Genomic DNA, 16,359 nt, shown 5'->3' with positions numbered 1-16,359 from the left:
CCCGGCGGGCGGGACGGCGTGATGTTCGGGCACGTCACGCTCCCTCCGCTGGTATGAGCCAGATCAGGTTCTTAGGGTCGTGCCTGCGGCACTCTCAGCCACCCCGGACGATTCCGAAGTGACACCCCTGGTGACGGCTCAGGAATAGCACCGCGGGCCGCGCGCGTCAAGACGAAGCGCCTCCACACAACAGGACGGCGCCGCCGGACCCCTGGGGGAAACCGGCGGCGCCGCCCTGCCTGCGGGAAGCTCAGGCCTGCGCGGCCTGCTCGTCCAGCGCCTTCAGGAACACCTCGACGAACTCCTCGTCGCTCATGGGGTTCTGGCCCGTGATGAGTTCACGGTCACGCACGACGTGGCTGCTGTACTTGTCGCCGTTCAGCACGAGGGCGCCCGCCGCGTTCAGCGCGTCGGCCGGGTAGTACTGCATGGGCGCCTCGAAACCCTTCTCGGCGTCCTGCTCCTCGGTGTTCGCGAAGACCGTGACCTTGTAGCCGTCGTAAAGGAAGCCCTTGCTGGCAGGCGTCTCGCCGCGCTGCAGGGCCGCCTGGAAGTCGGCCGCGTCGGGCTGCGCGGCCAGCAGGGCGGCGGGCGCGTGGCAGATGAGGGCCGTGGGGAGGCTGCGGGCGTGGAAGTGCTCCAGCACGCGCCCCAGGTCCGCGTCGCGCATCAGTTCGATCATGGGGGCGTGCCCGCCCGGCAGGAACACCGCGTCGAACTTGGAGAGGTCGGCGGCGGCGTCCGAGAGCTTCACGACGCCCCGGTCGAGCAGGTCCGTCACGAAAGCCTTGATGCTCTGGTGCTCCTCTTCGCTCTTGAAGAAGTCCTTGACGTCGCTTCCGGCGTCCATGGCAGGGCGGTTGCCTCTGGGCGTGGCGACAGTGAGGGTGTAGCCCTCCTGCACGAGGCGGTGGGCGGGCACGCCGAACTCGTTGAGGTAGAAGCCGGTGGCGTGCGTCTTGCCGTCCTTGAGGGGCAGCTGGGTTTCGCTAGACAGGATCACGAGGATGTTCTTCACGGGGCCCACCTTAAGCTCGGCGCGTCAGGGCAATTGTCTGATTGATCGGCGCGGCGTTGAGGAAGGCTTGCGCCGTCTCTCATCGGGTGTCACGGCGGAGGCGTCAGGACCGCGGGCGCAGGGCACGGTGGACCCGGCCCGCGTCTGGCGGCCCGGGCATGAAGGTGGAGTGCCCGGCGCTGACAGGCTCTTGTCAGAGCGTCCACGTACAGTGAGAGTCACATGACGGTCCTGAACCCCACCACAGAACAGAGCCGACTGGAGGCGCTCGCAAGGTACGCCGTCATCAACACCCTGCCGGAAACGGCCTTCGACCGCATCGCGGCCCTCGCGGCCCGGCTCTTCCGGACCCCCATCGCGCTCGTGTCGCTGGTGGACGAGGAACACCAGTTCTTCAAGGCGTGCCTGGGCCTGGACCTGCGGCAGACCTCGCGTGAACTGTCATTCTGCGCGCACGCACTCGACGCGAGCGAAGTGCTGGTCGTGCAGGACGCCCGGCAGGACCCCCGGTTCCGGGACAACGCGCTCGTGACCGGCCATCCCCACATCCGCTTCTACGCGGGCGCGCCGCTGGAGACCCACGACGGCTTCCGGCTCGGGACGCTGTGCATCATCGACACCGTGCCGCGCCCGGACCTCACGGCGGACGAACGCGGCGTCCTGCAGGACCTCGCGGCCCTGGTGATGGACGAACTGGAACTGCGGCTGCGCGGCCTTCAGCTGGAACGCGAATCGCAGGCGAACGCGCTGCTGATGCGCTCCCTGCGCGACAGTCACGCGTACAGCGAGGTGCTGCTCGGCGTGTCGGAACTGCTGCTGCTGCAGCTCCCGCCGATGGACCTCGTGACGCGGGTGCTGGAACTCGTGTCGGGCGTGGCCCGCATCGACTGGGGGAACCTCAGCATCGTGCGCGGCGACGAGGCGTCCATCGCGGCCGTGTGGGCCGCGAATCCCGAAGGCGAGATGCTCACCTCGTGGATTCCGTCGCTGCTCAAGCGCGGCACGGGCGCACTCTGGCACGTGCTCGACCAGCAGCGGCCGCACTTCGTGGACCGGTACGAGACGCACCCCGACTCGGTGCCGGAACTGCGGGGCCTGGGCATCACGGCCGTCGCGTGGCTGCCGCTCGGACATTTCGAGGACCAGTCGTACATCGTGATGTTCACGCGCCTGCGCCGCAACGAACCGTGGAGTGCCGAGGACCGCGCGCTGCTGGAGGCCGCCGCGCGGAGCCTGCGCGCATCGCTCAGCAATCAGGAACGTCGGCGCATGATGCACGAGTCGGCGTTCACGGACCCCCTCACGAGCCTCGGGAACCGGCAGGCGCTCGACGCGGCCCTCAAGGCGCTGCCCGCGCAGGGCCTCGCGGGCCTCGCGTCCATCTCGCTCGCCGGGTACCGCAGCGTGCTGGAGGCCGAAGGGCAGGCGCGCGGCGACGCGCTCGTGCGGCTCTTCTCGATCGCGCTCTCCTCGGACCTCGCGGGCGGCGTGCAGCTCTTCCGGACAGGCGCGAACGAGTTCGCGCTCGTGTCGCAGCTCGGTCAGGCGATGACGCCCTCCGCGTGGCAGTGCGAGGTGGAGACGGCCATCCAGTCGGCCCTGCCGGTGCTGCGCCTCGCGCACTTCTCGGGCGTGACCGTGCAGACCGGCACGGCCATCGGCAACGAGGCGCCCGGCGTGCGCGAGGCGCTGGAACTCGCGGAACGCCGCCGCTACGAGCAGCGCGCCCTGCAGCGCCCGGCACCGGACGCGTCCCAGGTCAGGACGGCGCAGGTCGAGCGCCCGCTGCCGACCCAGCCGACCCTGGACGACCTGATGGCCGCCCCCGTCCGCTGCGGACCGCTGGTGCTGTACCCGGCACGGCAGACGGTGCGCGTCCTGGACCGCGAGGTGAGACTGAACCTCAAGGAGACGCAGGTGCTGGCCGTCCTGGCGAGCAGCCCGGAGCAGATGTTCAGCCGCGCGGACCTGTGCCGCACCGTGTGGAACCGCACGGCGGAAGAGGCCGGGAATGCCCTGAACCTCAGCGTCAGCAGCCTGCGAAAGAAACTGCTGACACTCACGAGCGAGTACGTGATCCGCTCGGTGCGGCTCGGCGGGTACGTCCTGCGCGTCCCGCCGCGCGCGTGACCCCGACCGGCACGGGCACAGTGCCGGACGCGGGCCGGTCCGCGCGCCTGCTGCGCCGCTGGCTGCCGCCCGCCCTGCTGCTGCTGTGCGCGGCGGCCCTGCTGCTCGTGCCGGACGTGCGGGCCTTCCTGACGGATGCGTGGCGCGCCCTGAGCAGCGACGACGCGCTCGTCCGGCACGCGTGGGTGGACCGCTTCGGGATGTGGGGGCCGGTGGCCCTGGTGGGCGGGATGCTGGTGCAGGCGGTCCTGCCGGTGCTGCCCGCCGCGGCGGACGTGATGATCGCGTCCCTCGCGTACGGGGTGTGGGGCGGGTTCCTGATCGTGTACGTCGGGACGATGCTCGGTGCGGTCCTCGGGTACGCGGTGGGCCGGGCGGCCGGAGGCAGGCTCGTGCGGCGCCTGACGGGCGAACGTCTCGCGGCGCGCACCGAGCGCTTCGCGGCGCAGCGCGGCTGGCAGGCGGTGCTGCTCGTGCGCCTGATGCCCGCCCTGAAGGCCGAAGTGATGAACCTCGTGGCGGGCGCGGTCGGCATGCCGTTCCTGCCGTTCCTGCTCGCGTCGGCGGTGGGCGCGCTGCCCGCGACGGCGCTGGTGGTATGGCTGGCGGCCACACCGTCCCGGCTGGTGTGGGGGGTGGTCGGCGTGAGCATCCTCACGGCGGGCGTGGCGGGCGTGCGGCTCTGGACGGCGCGGCAAGCCCGGGCAGCGAACGGGTCAGCCATGCCGGCAGAAGGAGAGAAGACGGACTGACCGGCCCGTTCACCCGCCCACCGCTCCGGAACGAAGCAGACGAGGTCTCAGCGGCCGGGGAGGCGCAGCGCGGCGTACTCGGCGTGCGTGTCGGCGTGCGCGAGCAGCGTCAGGTGCGGCAGGGCGGCCACCATGCCGCGCGCGGTCGGCTGGAAGCCGGGGTGCGCGGCGAGCGGGTTGAGCCAGAGGACGCCCGCACTGCGCCGCGCGAGTTCGCTCATGGCGTGCGCGAGGGGGGCGGTGTCGCCCACGTCGAGCGCGTCGCTGACGATCACGACGATGGTGCCGGGGCCGAGCAGGCGGTCGCCGTGCGCCTGCAGGAACGCCTGCAGGTTCGGGCCGATGCGCGTGCCGCCGCCCCACGCGGCCCGCAGGGGCGGCAGGTCGCGTCCGGCCTGCAGGTCCGGCGTGAGGTCGTGCAGACCGGTCGAGAAGCTGAAGGTGTGCGCGGCATGCGTGCGCCGACTGAGGGCCGCCGCGAAGCGCAGGGCGTCCTGCGCGTGCGCGTCCATGGAGCGGCTCGCGTCGATGAGCAGCACGACCTTCGCGCGGCGCGGCGCGCGTGCCCGCCAGTACAGGCGGAACGCTTCGCCCTCGGTGGCGAGGGCGGCGCGCAGGGTGCGGCGCGGGTCGAGGCGCGTGCCGCGTGCCGCGTGCGTGAGGCGCCGCTGCGGCCGGAGGCGCAGGTGGTGCAGGAACTCGCGGGCGGCCGCGTCGTACGCGCGGTCCAGCGTGCGGGCCGCGTCCGGCGCGTGGCCGTCCCCGGTCTCGGCGCTCGCCTGGGCGCGCGCGGCCTCTCCCCCGTCGGTGTCGGCTTCGTCGCCTGCGGGAGCGTGGCGGGCCGGGCCGCTGCCCGTCTCGCCGCTCTCCTCGCCGGGGCGCGTGCCGGGCGTCAGGGTGCGCTGCTCGCCGCTGCGGCCGTCGGGCGCGTCCCGGGCCACGTCCGGGTCCGGGGGGCTGGGGAAGCCGAAGTTCGTTTCGGGCAGGTCGTCCTGCCGGGTGGGGGCCGCCCCGCGCCCGCCCAGGAAGTGCCGGTCGAAGGCTTCGTCGAAGATCGGCAGGTGCTCGGCGCGCGCGCAGCACACGGCGCGGAGCGCGGCGCGGACGGGGCCGGGACGCGCCAGTCCGACGGCGTCCACGGCCTGCAGTGCGAGGAGCGTGTCGCCCGGCCCGAGCGGGAAGCCGTGCCGGTCGCGCAGCACGGTGCAGAACGCGCGGACGCTCGCGTCGAGGGTCGCGGCGCGGGGGGCGCGGCCCGTCACCGCACGCGCACCGACCCGATCCCGAAATCCGTGTCGGGCCGGGCGGAAGCGGCGGGCGTGCCGCCCCACGCGGCCTGCAGGGCTGGGATATTCGCGTCGAGGGTCGCCCAGTCCTCCCGCGCCTTCAGGATGCAGCCGCGCGTGAGGCGCAGCGTGTGCTCGTCGAGCGAGTCGCGGCCCAGGCTGGTCAGGGCGAGCGCCCAGTCGAGCGTCTCGGCCACGCCGGGCGTCTTGCGCAGCGGCAGGGCGCGCAGGGCCGCCATGACGGCCACGACCTGCACGGCGAGCCGTTCGGGCAGGTCCGGCTGACGCGCGTGCAGGATGCGGCGTTCCTCGTCCGCGCTGGGGTACGCCTGCCACGCGTACAGGCAGCGGCGGCGCAGCGCGTCGCTCAGGTCGCGCGTGCGGTTGCCGGTCAGGATGACGTGCGGCGGGTGCGCAGCACGGATCGTGCCGAGTTCGGGAATGCTGATCTGCCACTCGGACAGCAGTTCGAGCAGGAACGCCTCGAAGGCCTCGTCGGCGCGGTCCACCTCGTCGATCAGCAGGACGGGGGCCGTGTCCTGCGTGATGGCTTCCAGCAGTGGGCGGCGCAGCAGGAAGCTCTCGGAGTACACGTCCGTCACGGCGGGACGGTCGGGGCCAGCGTCGTGGACGCGCAGGTGCAGCAGCTGACGGGGGTAGTTCCACTCGTACAGGGCGCTCTGCGCGTCGAGGCCCTCGTAGCACTGCAGGCGGATGAGGCGCGTGCCGAGCACCTGCGCGAGCGTGCGGGCGCTCTGCGTCTTGCCGACCCCGGCCGGGCCCTCCACCAGCAGCGGCCGTTGGAGAGTGAGGCTCAGGCTGAGGGCCGTCGCGTACTCCTCGGACACGACGTGCCCGTGCTCCGCGAAGCGGGCCGTGAGGACGTCCGGGCTGAGCGTCACGCGGGACCTGCGGGCGCGAGGTACCGGGCCGGGTCCTTCAGGAAGCGGCGCTTGCAGTTCGGGCAGCTGAAGTAGTACCGGACGCCGCCGTGGTCGGCATGGTGGAGGGCCGTGGCGATCTCGACCTCCTCGCCGTCCACCGGGCTGATCGCGTACCCCTCCCGGGCGGCCCGCGCGGGGCCCGCCGCCACCGGGGACGCCGGGATCAGGGCGGGGGGAGTGGCCGGGGGCAGCGTGACGGGCTGCGATGCCTGACCCTGCGGGACCGTGCGGCCCTGCCGGTCCGCGATCAGACCCGCCAGGATCGACACGGCCACCTCGCCCGGCGTGCGCGCCCCCAGGTCCAGGCCCGCCGGAGCGCGAATGAGGGCCGTCAGGTCCTCCGGCACGCCCTGCAGGTGCAGCAGGTCCAGCACCGACGCCGCGCGCTTGCGGCTCGCGAGCAGCGCGAGGTTCGTGACGCCGCCGCGCAACAGCGCCTCCAGCGCCAGCTCGTCGTAATGCCCCTGCGACGCCACCACCGCCGACACCTGCGCCCGCGCGGGCGCGCTCAGCGCCGAGAGCGCGTCCGTCAGGGCAGGCAGGTCCAGCGCGGGCGTGCCCGGCTCCAGGTCCCGGCGTTCCTCGCGCGTCACGACGCGCTGCACGCGCTCACCCATCGCCGCCGCGAGCCGGTACACCATCTCCGCGACGGGCGTCAGGCCCACCACCAGCAGCGTCCGGGCCGGCTGGTGCGGCTCCAGGTACACGTTCACCGACCCCTCGCTCGCGCAGGTCATGGGGACCACCACGGCCTCCAGGCCCGCATCCGGCTCGCTGGCCGCGTCCGGCCGGATCATCACGAGGCGCGGCGAGCCGCCCGCGAGAACCTCCAGCGCCTGCCGCCGCACGATCTCGCGGGAACACGCGCCGCCCACGAAGCCCTCCATGCGGCCGTCCTCGTGCACGATGGCGCGGTCCCCCATGTGAGACGACACGGGCGCGCGCCGCAGGACGACGGTCGCCGTCACGAACCGCGCCCCCTCGGCCTCCAGGCGCGCCACGCGGGCATGATGATCCGCGCGGGACAGGGCGTCAAAGGACACGCGGACACTCCGGAACGATCAGGCATCGCTTCATGGGAACTTCATTCTACGCTCCCCGGCCCGCCGCAATTGCGTCCACGCACGCTGCGCCACCCGCCCTGAAGACGACCCGAACGCGGCTCCGCCCGGACAGAAAACGACCCGCACCGTTCCGCCCGATGCACTAGGATGGCGCGCGTGACAGTGTATGTGATCGGTGACACGCACGGCTGCCTCACGGCACTCGACACCCTCCTCCAGGCCGAAGGCCTCACGGACCGGGACCACCGCTGGACGGGCGGCACGGACGAACTGTGGTTCCTCGGCGACTACACCGACCGCGGACCGGACGGCGTGGGCGTCATCGAACGCGTGATGGACCTGCAGGCCCAGGCGCAAACGGCAGGCGGACGCGTCGGCGCGCTCCTCGGCAACCACGACGTGATCCTCCTCAACGCCCAGGACCTCCCCGAAGAGACCGTCCCCGACCTGACCATCGCAGGCCAACCCTGGACCTTCCGGCAACTGTGGCAGGACCACGCCGGCGGACAGGCCAGCGACGCCGCCCACCTCACACCCGAACACCTCACGTGGCTGCGGGCACGGCCCCTGCTGGCCCGCGTGGGCGACACGCTCCTCATGCACGCCGACACCACCATGTACCTCGACCTCGGCGACACACCAGACGAGATCAACGCCGCCGGACACGCCCTGCTGCACAGCCGCGACGCCACCCTGCGCGGCACCTTCGAAGCGAACTTCGCCCGCCGACAGGAATTCATGCCGGACGTCCTCCCCGACGACGAAGCCGAAGCGAACCTGCAGGCCATGCTCGGCGCGAGCGGCTGCACCCGCCTCGTCCACGGCCACACGCCCGTCTTCCTGCTGCACGGCCAGCCCGCCGCGAACGTCACCGAACCCTACGTGTACGCCCAGGGCCGCTGCACCGACGTGGACGCCGCACTCTTCGCCGGCGGCCCAGGCTTCACGCTCCGCCTCCCCTGACCCGTACCTTCCATCAGCTCAGCACAGTGGCGGGCGTTCCGGTCATCCGCCTGCATGACCTGCGCCACACCCACGCGAGCCTGCTGGCCTTGAGAGGAGTGACGCCGAAAGTGATTGCAGATCGGTTGGGGCATACCAATTTCGGCTTCACCATGCAGGTGTACACCCACCTGTACGACGAGCAGCGCCGGGAAGCTGCGCCCTGCCTGGCAGAACTGATCCAGCAGGACAAGGCAAGCTGAGCAGAAATGGGCAGGGTAGCACCTCGGTAAGTAGCTGGCTGGTGAAGATTGGTCCATGAGTGGAGGCTCGTTCGGTTCATCCTGTTCCCGCCTTCGCCCCAGTAGGGAAAAACGGGGAGCCGAAAGCAAAGCGAGCAAGGGTGCAGATGCATCAGTTCATATCAGCCAGCTACTTAGCACCGTAGATGAAAAGGAATAGGCCGCTCCGGAAATTGGAGCGGCCCATTCATAGAGGTCAGAGTTGGGAGAACGTGGCGCTATTTGTAATGATAGTTAATGCAGGTGCAGGAAAGGAGAGTCGTTAAGTATTGTTTCCAGGAAGGGTTTTCACATCTGCGTAAGCATCTTGCAAAGCTTCAAAAAATACATCAGCGTCAGTCTCGATAGGTGGCTTACTATGCTCCACATAGATTGCTAGATGCCTTTTGCCTCCCTCGATAAAAAACTCAAAAACTATGTCCTCGCCTACTGCCATTTCTACGACGAGTTTGTCTCTGGCTGGATTTGTGGCAACAACCAAGCTATACCTATTTCGCTCACTCATGGATCACGCTACCAGTTTGGATTAGGGTCGAGAAAGGTGATGAAGTTTCCCTTTGCGTCGGTACGCACTCCCATACCAAGAGCCCTATTACGATATTCCGTAATTGGCCCATACGTTTTGTGGTTCCAAGAAACCACATTTGTAGATGGATTGGTAAGAATTTCCTCCAAAACTTCTTGGCCAAGAGCATTGTATGCGGCGGGGTTCTTGACACCAGTTGGTTTTGGAAAAAGACTACCCGCACGTCCCGAATGCGATTGCAGTGAATGTCCTGCCTGAGTCAACCCTTTCGCGGGTGAGGGATTCAGAGCGGAGGCAACAACGTCGTCTAGAGTTGGGCCACAGGGCCCGGTGTTATGGACCAGCCACCCATCCTCCTCGACGTAGAACGTATGGCCTCGTCAACCGTGAGATTGAACATCTCCTGGGTCTGCTGGATGGCGTTGGCCCGGGCGTCTATCAGCCTCCTTGATCTTATCGCCGCTCCGGAGGGACCTGCACACCCGTTCCCTCTCGACAGGGTGTCAAAGTTCAGGCGAAGCCGTATCCGGCGGTCTGGTTGCCGCTCTGGCCGTGCACCTGGGCGTTGAAGCTCACGATCACGCGGTCCTTCTGTCCGTCGTAGGGGAGGGCTTTGTGGTTCAGCCAGCTGGGGAAGACGATCAGGGTGCCGCTTTCGGGTTGGACGTCGTGGTGCACCTGCTGCATGTAGGCGTTCCCGAGGTCCTGGTACGCGCCGCCGAGCAGGGTGAGGTTGGGGCCGTAGAAGCGCGTGATGCCGTTGCGTGTCCCGAGGTGCGGGTGGCGGGCGCGTTCGGCGGTGTCGTCGATCTGGACGTAGTACACGCCGCTCCATGAGCAGTTGCCGTGCGTGTGGATGTCGTGGAAGCCGTAGCGGTTCTGGATCTGGAACCATGCGCCGACGACGCGCATCTGGAGCCTGAGGTCCGGCAGGGCGGCCCAGGCGGAGGCGTTCACGGTCTGCGCGACCTCGAACACGGAGCGGGACACGAAGCTGAACAGGTGTTTCAGGGCGGGGTGGTCGTAGCGTTGCAGGAGGTCGTCGCCGCTGGAGTACACGTTGCCCTGCGGGCCGGGGTGCGTGTCGCGGTGGCGCGCGAAGAGGTCGAGCAGGTCGGCGTTCACGTCGTGATGGTCGGGGAGGGTGGTGTGCAGGATGGGGGTGGGCCAGAGCGTCTGGAGGTTCGGGGTGTGGGTCGTCATTCGGCCTCGCGGGGTGGTGGGGGCGTGAGGCGGGGGGCCGGAGCGGGCCGTCGGTGTGTTGACGGTTCCGTCCGGCCCCCTGCCTGTGGTGGGCGCTGCGTGGTGTGCTGACCGTGGCGGTCCTGGCCCTGGTGGTGTGGTGGGCCGGGCCGGGTCACGGGGTTCGGGTGGCGTTCCGGGTCAGGCCTGGGCGGGCTGGGCGGCTTCGGCTTCGCGGATGGCGCTCCAGACTTTCTCGCGCGTGAGCGGCATGTCGATGTGGCGCACGCCGAGCGGGGAGAGCGCGTCGATGACGGCGTTCACGAACGCGGCGGGGCTGCCGACGTTGGGGCTCTCGCCGACGCTCTTCGCGCCGATCGGGTGGTGGGGGCTGGGCGTCACGGTGTGGCCCGTCTCCCAGCTGGGCGTTTCCAGGCTGGTCGGCACGAGGTACTCGGTGAAGTTCGTGGCGAGGTTGTTGCCGTCCTCGTCGTAGGGGATCTCCTGCATGAACGCGATGGCGTACCCTTCGGTCAGGCCGCCGTGCACCTGGCCTTCCACGATCATGGGGTTGATGATGGTGCCGCAGTCGTCGATGGCCATGAAGCGGCGCACCTTCGTTTCGCCGGTCTCGCGGTCCACGTCCACCACGGCGATGTACGTGCCGTGCGGGAAGACCATGTTGGGCGGATCGTAGTACAGGGTCGCTTCGAGACCCGGTTCGTTCTCGCCGGGGTTGGTGTACGCCGCGAACGCGACTTCCTTCATGGTGACGCTGCGGCTGGGGGCGCCCATCACCTGGAAGCGGTAGTCCTTCCATTCGAGGTCCATCTCGTCCACTTCGAGGAGGTGCGCGGCGATCTTGCGGCCCTTGTCGCGGATCTTGCGGGCGGCGAGGGCGAGGGCGCCGCCCGCGACGGGCGTGCTGCGGCTCGCGTACGTGCCGAGACCGTAGGGGGCGGTGTCGGTGTCGCCTTCCTCCACCTGGAAGTTCTGCGGGTCGAGGCCGAGTTCCTCCGCGACGATCTGCGCCCACGTCGTCTCGTGGCCCTGCCCCTGGCTTTTCGTGCCGGTGCGGATGATGCCCGCGCCGCTCGGGTGGATGCGGATCTCGGCGCCGTCGAACATCTTGATGCCGAGGATGTCGAAGTGCTTGGACGGTCCGGCGCCCGTCACTTCGGTGAAGGTGCTGATGCCGATGCCCATCAGTTCGCCGCGCGCGCGTTTCTCTGCCTGTTCCTTGAGCAGGTCCGCGTACCCGATGCGTTCCAGGGCGACGTCCATGGTCTTCTCGTAGTCGCCGCTGTCGTACGTGAAGCTGAGCGGCGACTGGTACGGGAACTGTTCCGGCTGGATGAAGTTCCGGCGGCGCAGTTCGACGGGATCGATGTTCAGGTCGTCCGCGAGGATGTCCATGGCGCGCTCGATGCAGTACGCGGCTTCCGTGACGCGGAAGGAGCAGCGGTACGCGACGCCGCCCGGCATCTTGTTCGTGAAGTACGCGTCGAGGCTCGCGTACGCGGTGGGGATGTCGTAACTGCCGGTGATGATGCCGAACATCCCGGCCGGGTACTTGCTGGGGTCGGCGGCCGCGTCGAAGGCGCCGTGGTCGGCGTCCGTGAGGACCTTGAGGGCGGTGAGCTTGCCGTCTTTCGTCGCGCCGAGTTCGATGTCCATGTGGTAGTCGCGCGCGAAGCTGCTCGTGAGGTTCTCGGTGCGCGTCTCGATCCACTTGACGGGCCGCCCGATCACGAGGGCGCCCGCGATGGCGCAGATGTACCCGGGGTACACGGGGACCTTGTTGCCGAAGCCGCCGCCGAGGTCCGGCGCGATGACCTGAATCTTGTCTTCGGGAATGCCGGTCACGAGGAACAGCGCCGTGCGGTACACGTGCGGCGCCTGGGAGGTCACGTAGAACTTCAGGCGGCCCATCACGTCGAACTCGGCGACGCAGCCGCACGGTTCGAGCGGCGCGGCGTGCACGCGCTGATACTTGATGTGCTGGCGCACGACGTGGTCGCTGCCCGCGAGCGCCTGCTCGGTCGCGTCCTGCTGTCCGACCGACCAGTTGAAGATGTGGTTCGTCTGCTGTTCGCGGTCCGCGCGGATGATGGTCTCGTCCGTCTTGGCCTGCTGGGGCGTCACGACGGCCTGCAGCGGCTCGTAGTCCACCTCGACGAGTTCGGCGGCGTCGTAGGCGGCCTCGCGCGTCTCGGCGTACACGGCGGCGACCTCCTGGTGCTGGTAGAGGACCTTGCCGTCCGCGAGGACCATCTGCTGGTCGAAGCCGTGGAAGGTGGGGAGGCGGCCCACGCCGTGCGCGTTGAGTTCCTTGGCGGTCACGACGGCGACCACGCCGGGGACCTTCATGGCTTCGCTGCTGTCGATGCCGAGGATGTTGGCGTGCGGGTACGGGCTGTGCACGAGCGCCATGTACAGCTGGCCCGGCAGGTTGATGTCGTCGAGGTAATGCCCTTTACCCTGGATGAAGCGCGGGTCCTCGCGGCGCTTCATGCTCTTGCCCATCGCGAATTTCTCGGTGCTGGTCATGCTCCCTCCTGTGCTGTGGTCTGCGGGCGCTGCGGGCCGGACGGGAACCGTGCGGCGTTCCGTTTCAGTCGGCGGCGGCGGTATCGGCGGTCTGGGCGCCCATGGTGCCGGCCGCCTGCTGCACGGCCTTCACGATGTTGTTGTAGCCGGTGCAGCGGCAGAGGTTTCCGCTGAGGCCTTCGCGGATCTCGTGCTCGGTGGGGTTGGGGTTGCGTTCCAGCAGCGCGAGGCTCGTCATGAGCATGCCGGGCGTGCAGTACCCGCACTGCAGGCCGTGCTGGTCCGTGAACGCCTGCTGCAGCGGGTGCAGCGTGCCGCCCTGCGCGAGGCCCTCGACGGTGCGGATGTCGCTGCCTTCGGCCATGACGGCGAAGGCGGTGCAGCTCTTGACGGGGCTGCCGTCCTGCAGGACGACGCAGCAGCCGCAGCTGCTGGAGTCGCAGCCGACGTGCGTGCCGGTCAGGTGGCCCTGTTCGCGGATGAAGTACGCGAGCAGCGTGCGTTCCTCGACGTCGGCGCTGACCTTGCGGCCATTGATGGTCATGGTGACGTTCATGCTGTGACCTCCGCGTTCAGGCGGGTGAGGGACTGCTTCAGGCCGCGCAGCACGAGGACGCGCGCCATGTCTTTCTTGTAGGCGACGCTGCCGCGCGCGTCCGCGACGGGCGTGGACAGGATGCTGGCCTCCATCGCGGCGTCCTGCAGGAGTTGCAGGGTGGGGCGCTGGCCGATAAGCATCGCTTCGGCTTTCGCGACGCGGATGGCGGTGGTCGCGGCGGCCGTGATGGCGACCCCGGCGGCGCTGATGAGTCCGGCGTCGTCCAGCGTGAGCTGCACGGCGGCCGCGCAGGTGGCGTAGTCGCCGACCTTGCGTTCGATCTTCTGGTACGAGCCCTGCGTGCGCGGGCCGGGTGTGGGGAGGCGCATGGCGATGGCCAGTTCGCCGTCCTGCACGGAGGTCTGGAAGGCGTCGATCAGGAAGTCGTCGATCAGGACGTCGCGCGGGCCGTCCTGGCCCTGCACGGTCATGGTGGCGCGCGCGGCGAGCGCGGCGGCCGTCCAGTCGCCGGAGGGGTCGTTGTGGCAGACGCTGCCGACGACGGTGCCCATGTGGCGCACGATGGGGTCCGCGACGACGCGGCTCACGTCGCTGAGCAGCGAGTACCGTTCGGCGATCCAGGGCGTGAATTCGAGCCGGGCGTCGCGGAGGGTCGCGCCGATGTGCAGGTGCCCGTCGGCCTCGTGGAGGGTGTCGAGGCCCTGCACGCGGTTGATGTCGACGAGCACAGCGGGACGCGCGAGGCGGTACCGCATGGCGGGGATGAGGCTCTGGCCGCCGGCGAGCACGCGGGCGTCGCCGCCGTGCTGCTGCAGGGCGGCGAGGGCTTCCTCGACGGAGGTGGATCTCACATACTCGAAGCTGACTGGAAACATGAACGCTCCTCGGGATCTTCAGGACGATGTGGGACTGGGACGGCATGCAGGGCCGCGCCGTCCCGGCTGAGGGGAATGGCTCGGGATGGGTCCAGGGACGCCCGGCATGCGAACGGTCACGCTGGATTGTTCCTGCATCCACAGTGTAGCGCGATCCGCTTTTGCATGAGAGGCCCTTTATCGGAGCTTTGGGTGCGGGCGTCAAGGATTCTGTAAGCTGGGAATCAAAGACACGCGAACGGCACGCGGGAACGGGACCTTCCCGTTCGGTCGGACGGTCGGTTCGCACTCAGGAGGGGCCATGCCTGCCGAGTCCATGCACGTTCACCGCCCAAGTCACCCCGGGGGGAGTCATGCCGCGTGACGCGCGGATCGAGGTGGACCTGATCGCGCACGTCGAACCGGCAGGCCGGGAGCGTGCCGTCATCGACCTCTTTCTCGAGGCGGGCACCCCGCCGCCCGGCACGGAGATTCTGGACGTGCTGGACCGTTTCCGGGTGGACCTGATCCTGATCCGGCAGACGCCCCGCAGCGGCGCGCGGGTTCTCGCGACACGGCAGCCTCCGCGGGACGACGTCCGGACAGACCGGCAGGGCCGGGACGAGCCGGACTTCGGGTAACGCCCTGCATGCAGGGAGGCCAGTCAGTCGAGCGGGAGGTGCGCGTTCAGGGCGGCGAGCTTCACCTGCAGGTGCGTGCCCTCGCCGCCCTCGTGGCCGTTGAAGGAGTACACGTGCATCTCCTTGCGGCCCGCGTAGCGGTTGTACGCGGCGTACACGGTGCTGGGCGGGCACACGGCGTCCATCAGGCCCACCGAGAACACGGCGGGCGCCATGGCGAGCGGCGCGAAGTGCAGCGTGTCGAAGTACGCGAGCGTGCCCATCACCTCGTCCACCCGCGTGCGGTGAATGCGGAGGTACTGCGCGATCTCGCTGTACGGCGCGCTGTCCGTCAGGGTCACGGCGCGCCGGAAGTGCGTGAGGAACGGCACGTCCGTCATGCACAGCGCGAGGTCCGGCACGAGTCCCGCCACGGCCAGCGCCAGCCCGCCGCCCTGACTGCCGCCGCTCACGGCGATGCGGGCGGCGTCCACGCGCGGGTGCGTGCGGGCGGCCTCCACGGCACGCACGGCGTCCGTCACGACCCGCCGGTAGTAGTAGGTGTCGCGGTGCCGGATACCCTGCGTCATGAAGCCCGGCAGGTGCGGCGCGCCGTCCGCGCCGGGGTCCGGCGTGTCGCCCTGCCGCCACGCCGTGCCCTGCCCGCGCGTGTCCATCACGAGGGTCGCGTACCCGGCGGACGGCCAGGTGAGCCAGTCAGTCGGGTGCCCGCGCCCACCGCCGTACCCGATGAACTCCACCACGCACGGCAGCGGCCCGGTCGTCCCGGCGGGCGTCAGCAGCCACCCCCGGATGGGCGCGCCGCCGTGCCCGGAGAAGGTCACGTCCTGCACCTCCACCTGCCGCAGCGGCGTGACGAGCGGGTCGAAGCGGGCGTTCAGGTCGTGCATGCGCGCCTGCGCGAGCGTCTCCTGCCAGAACGGCAGGAAGTCGTGCGGCGCGGTCTCGCGGGGGTCGTACCCCTCCAGCTGCTCCAGCGGCAGGTCGAAGTGCATGACGGCACTGTACAGGAGGGCGACCATGGGTGGGACCGCCACCCGACCAAGGTCGGTGTGCGGCGCCCCCCCGCAGGCGTGTAATGACGGCAGGACCGTCCCTGCCGCGCGCCGCGCCCACCTCACCGTGAGGTCGGCCGGTCGGGCGCGGCGCGGGTCCGGCCGCGAGGAGCACGCATGAACATTCAACGCACCGCAGGGGCCCTGCTCGCCGTCACCCTGTTCATCACGGCCGCCGGAGCGCAGGGCAGTGCGCCCACGCCCGCCAAGCCGACCGTCGTGCAGGTGAACCTGAACGAGTGGACGATGGGCCTGGAAAGCATGAAGGTGACGGGCCCCGTCACCTTCGCCGTGACGAACACTGGCAAGTACCCGCACGCGCTCGCCGTGGAAGGCAAGATCGGCGGGAAGGACTTCGAGATCTCGACCGGCTGGCTCAAGGCGGGCGAGAAGACCACCCTGACCATCGACCTGCCTGCCGGGACGTACAACGCGTACTGCCCGGTGCCGGGACACGAAGGCAAAGGCATGAAGAGCGACCTGACCTTCCAGTGACCTGATACGGTGTTGATCCGATTCCAGGGATGCCGGGAACAGCACCGACATCCCTTCCA

16 protein-coding genes and 1 riboswitch are annotated in these 16,359 nt (G+C 69.6%); of the genes, 6 read left to right on the top strand and 10 right to left on the bottom strand.

The annotated features are described in order from the left end of the window. Positions 1 to 22 precede the first annotated feature (22 nt). A riboswitch (TPP riboswitch) is annotated at positions 23 to 139 on the bottom strand. A gap of 111 nt (positions 140 to 250) precedes the next feature. After that, a complete protein-coding gene (locus IEY33_RS06295; RefSeq protein WP_229670828.1) occupies positions 251 to 1,018 on the bottom strand; it encodes a type 1 glutamine amidotransferase domain-containing protein in 768 nt (255 codons plus the stop codon). Between the two features lie 222 nt (positions 1,019 to 1,240). On the opposite strand from IEY33_RS06295, the gene IEY33_RS19525 reads away from it, so the two are divergent. Then, positions 1,241 to 3,148 carry a GAF domain-containing protein gene (locus IEY33_RS19525; protein ID WP_188961426.1) on the top strand — a complete coding sequence of 636 codons (1,908 nt, stop codon included), beginning with the start codon at positions 1,241 to 1,243 and terminating at the stop codon, positions 3,146 to 3,148. Continuing rightward, on the top strand, positions 3,145 to 3,900 hold the full coding sequence (locus IEY33_RS06285) for a TVP38/TMEM64 family protein (protein ID WP_229670827.1): 756 nt from the start codon (positions 3,145 to 3,147) through the stop codon (positions 3,898 to 3,900). Before IEY33_RS19525 ends, IEY33_RS06285 begins: the two co-directional genes overlap by 4 nt. A gap of 47 nt (positions 3,901 to 3,947) precedes the next feature. On the opposite strand, the gene IEY33_RS06280 is transcribed toward IEY33_RS06285, so the two are convergent. From IEY33_RS06280 to IEY33_RS06270, 3 genes are read right to left on the bottom strand one after another with little or no spacing between them, the layout of a single operon-like run. Next, the gene (locus IEY33_RS06280) at positions 3,948 to 5,162 is read right to left on the bottom strand and encodes a vWA domain-containing protein (protein WP_188961425.1); all 1,215 of its coding nucleotides are present in this window, start codon (positions 5,160 to 5,162) and stop codon (positions 3,948 to 3,950) included. Next, on the bottom strand, positions 5,159 to 6,088 hold the full coding sequence (locus IEY33_RS06275; RefSeq protein WP_188961424.1) for an AAA family ATPase: 930 nt from the start codon (positions 6,086 to 6,088) through the stop codon (positions 5,159 to 5,161). Before IEY33_RS06275 ends, IEY33_RS06280 begins: the two co-directional genes overlap by 4 nt. Further along, the gene (locus IEY33_RS06270) at positions 6,085 to 7,173 is read right to left on the bottom strand and encodes an XdhC family protein (protein WP_229670826.1); all 1,089 of its coding nucleotides are present in this window, start codon (positions 7,171 to 7,173) and stop codon (positions 6,085 to 6,087) included. The genes IEY33_RS06275 and IEY33_RS06270 overlap by 4 nt, the downstream gene beginning before the upstream one ends. A 177-nt stretch (positions 7,174 to 7,350) precedes the next feature. On the opposite strand from IEY33_RS06270, the gene IEY33_RS19220 reads away from it, so the two are divergent. Next, positions 7,351 to 8,157 (top strand): metallophosphoesterase family protein, encoded by an 807-nt coding sequence (locus IEY33_RS19220; RefSeq protein ID WP_229670825.1) that lies wholly within the window; start codon positions 7,351 to 7,353, stop codon positions 8,155 to 8,157. Next, positions 8,094 to 8,399 carry a tyrosine-type recombinase/integrase gene (locus tag IEY33_RS19215; RefSeq protein WP_268238818.1) on the top strand — a complete coding sequence of 102 codons (306 nt, stop codon included), beginning with the start codon at positions 8,094 to 8,096 and terminating at the stop codon, positions 8,397 to 8,399. Before IEY33_RS19220 ends, IEY33_RS19215 begins: the two co-directional genes overlap by 64 nt. A gap of 552 nt (positions 8,400 to 8,951) precedes the next feature. On the opposite strand, the gene IEY33_RS19580 is transcribed toward IEY33_RS19215, so the two are convergent. The 5 genes from IEY33_RS19580 to IEY33_RS06245 all read right to left on the bottom strand — a co-directional run bounded on the left by IEY33_RS19580 (position 8,952) and on the right by IEY33_RS06245 (position 14,106). Then, positions 8,952 to 9,227 (bottom strand): tRNase toxin domain-containing protein, encoded by a 276-nt coding sequence (locus tag IEY33_RS19580; protein ID WP_505691147.1) that lies wholly within the window; start codon positions 9,225 to 9,227, stop codon positions 8,952 to 8,954. A gap of 247 nt (positions 9,228 to 9,474) precedes the next feature. Continuing rightward, complete coding sequence (locus IEY33_RS06260) at positions 9,475 to 10,167, bottom strand: putative 2OG-Fe(II) oxygenase (RefSeq protein WP_188961423.1); 693 nt, start codon at positions 10,165 to 10,167, stop codon at positions 9,475 to 9,477. 180 nt (positions 10,168 to 10,347) lie between these two features. Then, positions 10,348 to 12,696 (bottom strand): aerobic carbon-monoxide dehydrogenase large subunit, encoded by a 2,349-nt coding sequence (locus tag IEY33_RS06255; RefSeq protein ID WP_188961422.1) that lies wholly within the window; start codon positions 12,694 to 12,696, stop codon positions 10,348 to 10,350. 64 nt (positions 12,697 to 12,760) lie between these two features. Further along, the gene (locus tag IEY33_RS06250; protein WP_188961421.1) at positions 12,761 to 13,252 is read right to left on the bottom strand and encodes a (2Fe-2S)-binding protein; all 492 of its coding nucleotides are present in this window, start codon (positions 13,250 to 13,252) and stop codon (positions 12,761 to 12,763) included. After that, positions 13,249 to 14,106, bottom strand: coding sequence for an FAD binding domain-containing protein (locus tag IEY33_RS06245; protein WP_229670823.1), 858 nt, complete (start codon positions 14,104 to 14,106; stop codon positions 13,249 to 13,251). The genes IEY33_RS06250 and IEY33_RS06245 overlap by 4 nt, the downstream gene beginning before the upstream one ends. A gap of 377 nt (positions 14,107 to 14,483) precedes the next feature. Here IEY33_RS06245 and IEY33_RS06240 point away from each other — a divergent pair, with 377 nt between their 5' ends. Next, entirely contained in the window at positions 14,484 to 14,750 is a 267-nt protein-coding gene (locus IEY33_RS06240) for a hypothetical protein (protein ID WP_188961419.1), read from the top strand. 23 nt (positions 14,751 to 14,773) lie between these two features. Here IEY33_RS06240 and IEY33_RS06235 read toward each other — a convergent pair whose 3' ends face one another. Continuing rightward, complete coding sequence (locus tag IEY33_RS06235; protein WP_229670822.1) at positions 14,774 to 15,772, bottom strand: acetylxylan esterase; 999 nt, start codon at positions 15,770 to 15,772, stop codon at positions 14,774 to 14,776. Between the two features lie 150 nt (positions 15,773 to 15,922). On the opposite strand from IEY33_RS06235, the gene IEY33_RS19210 reads away from it, so the two are divergent. After that, entirely contained in the window at positions 15,923 to 16,300 is a 378-nt protein-coding gene (locus IEY33_RS19210) for a plastocyanin/azurin family copper-binding protein (RefSeq protein WP_229670821.1), read from the top strand. Positions 16,301 to 16,359 lie beyond the last annotated feature (59 nt).

The sequence above is a fragment of the Deinococcus aquiradiocola genome (assembly GCF_014646915.1).
GTDB lineage: Bacteria > Deinococcota > Deinococci > Deinococcales > Deinococcaceae > Deinococcus > Deinococcus aquiradiocola.
This window is presented reverse-complemented; position numbering and strand designations above follow the sequence as displayed.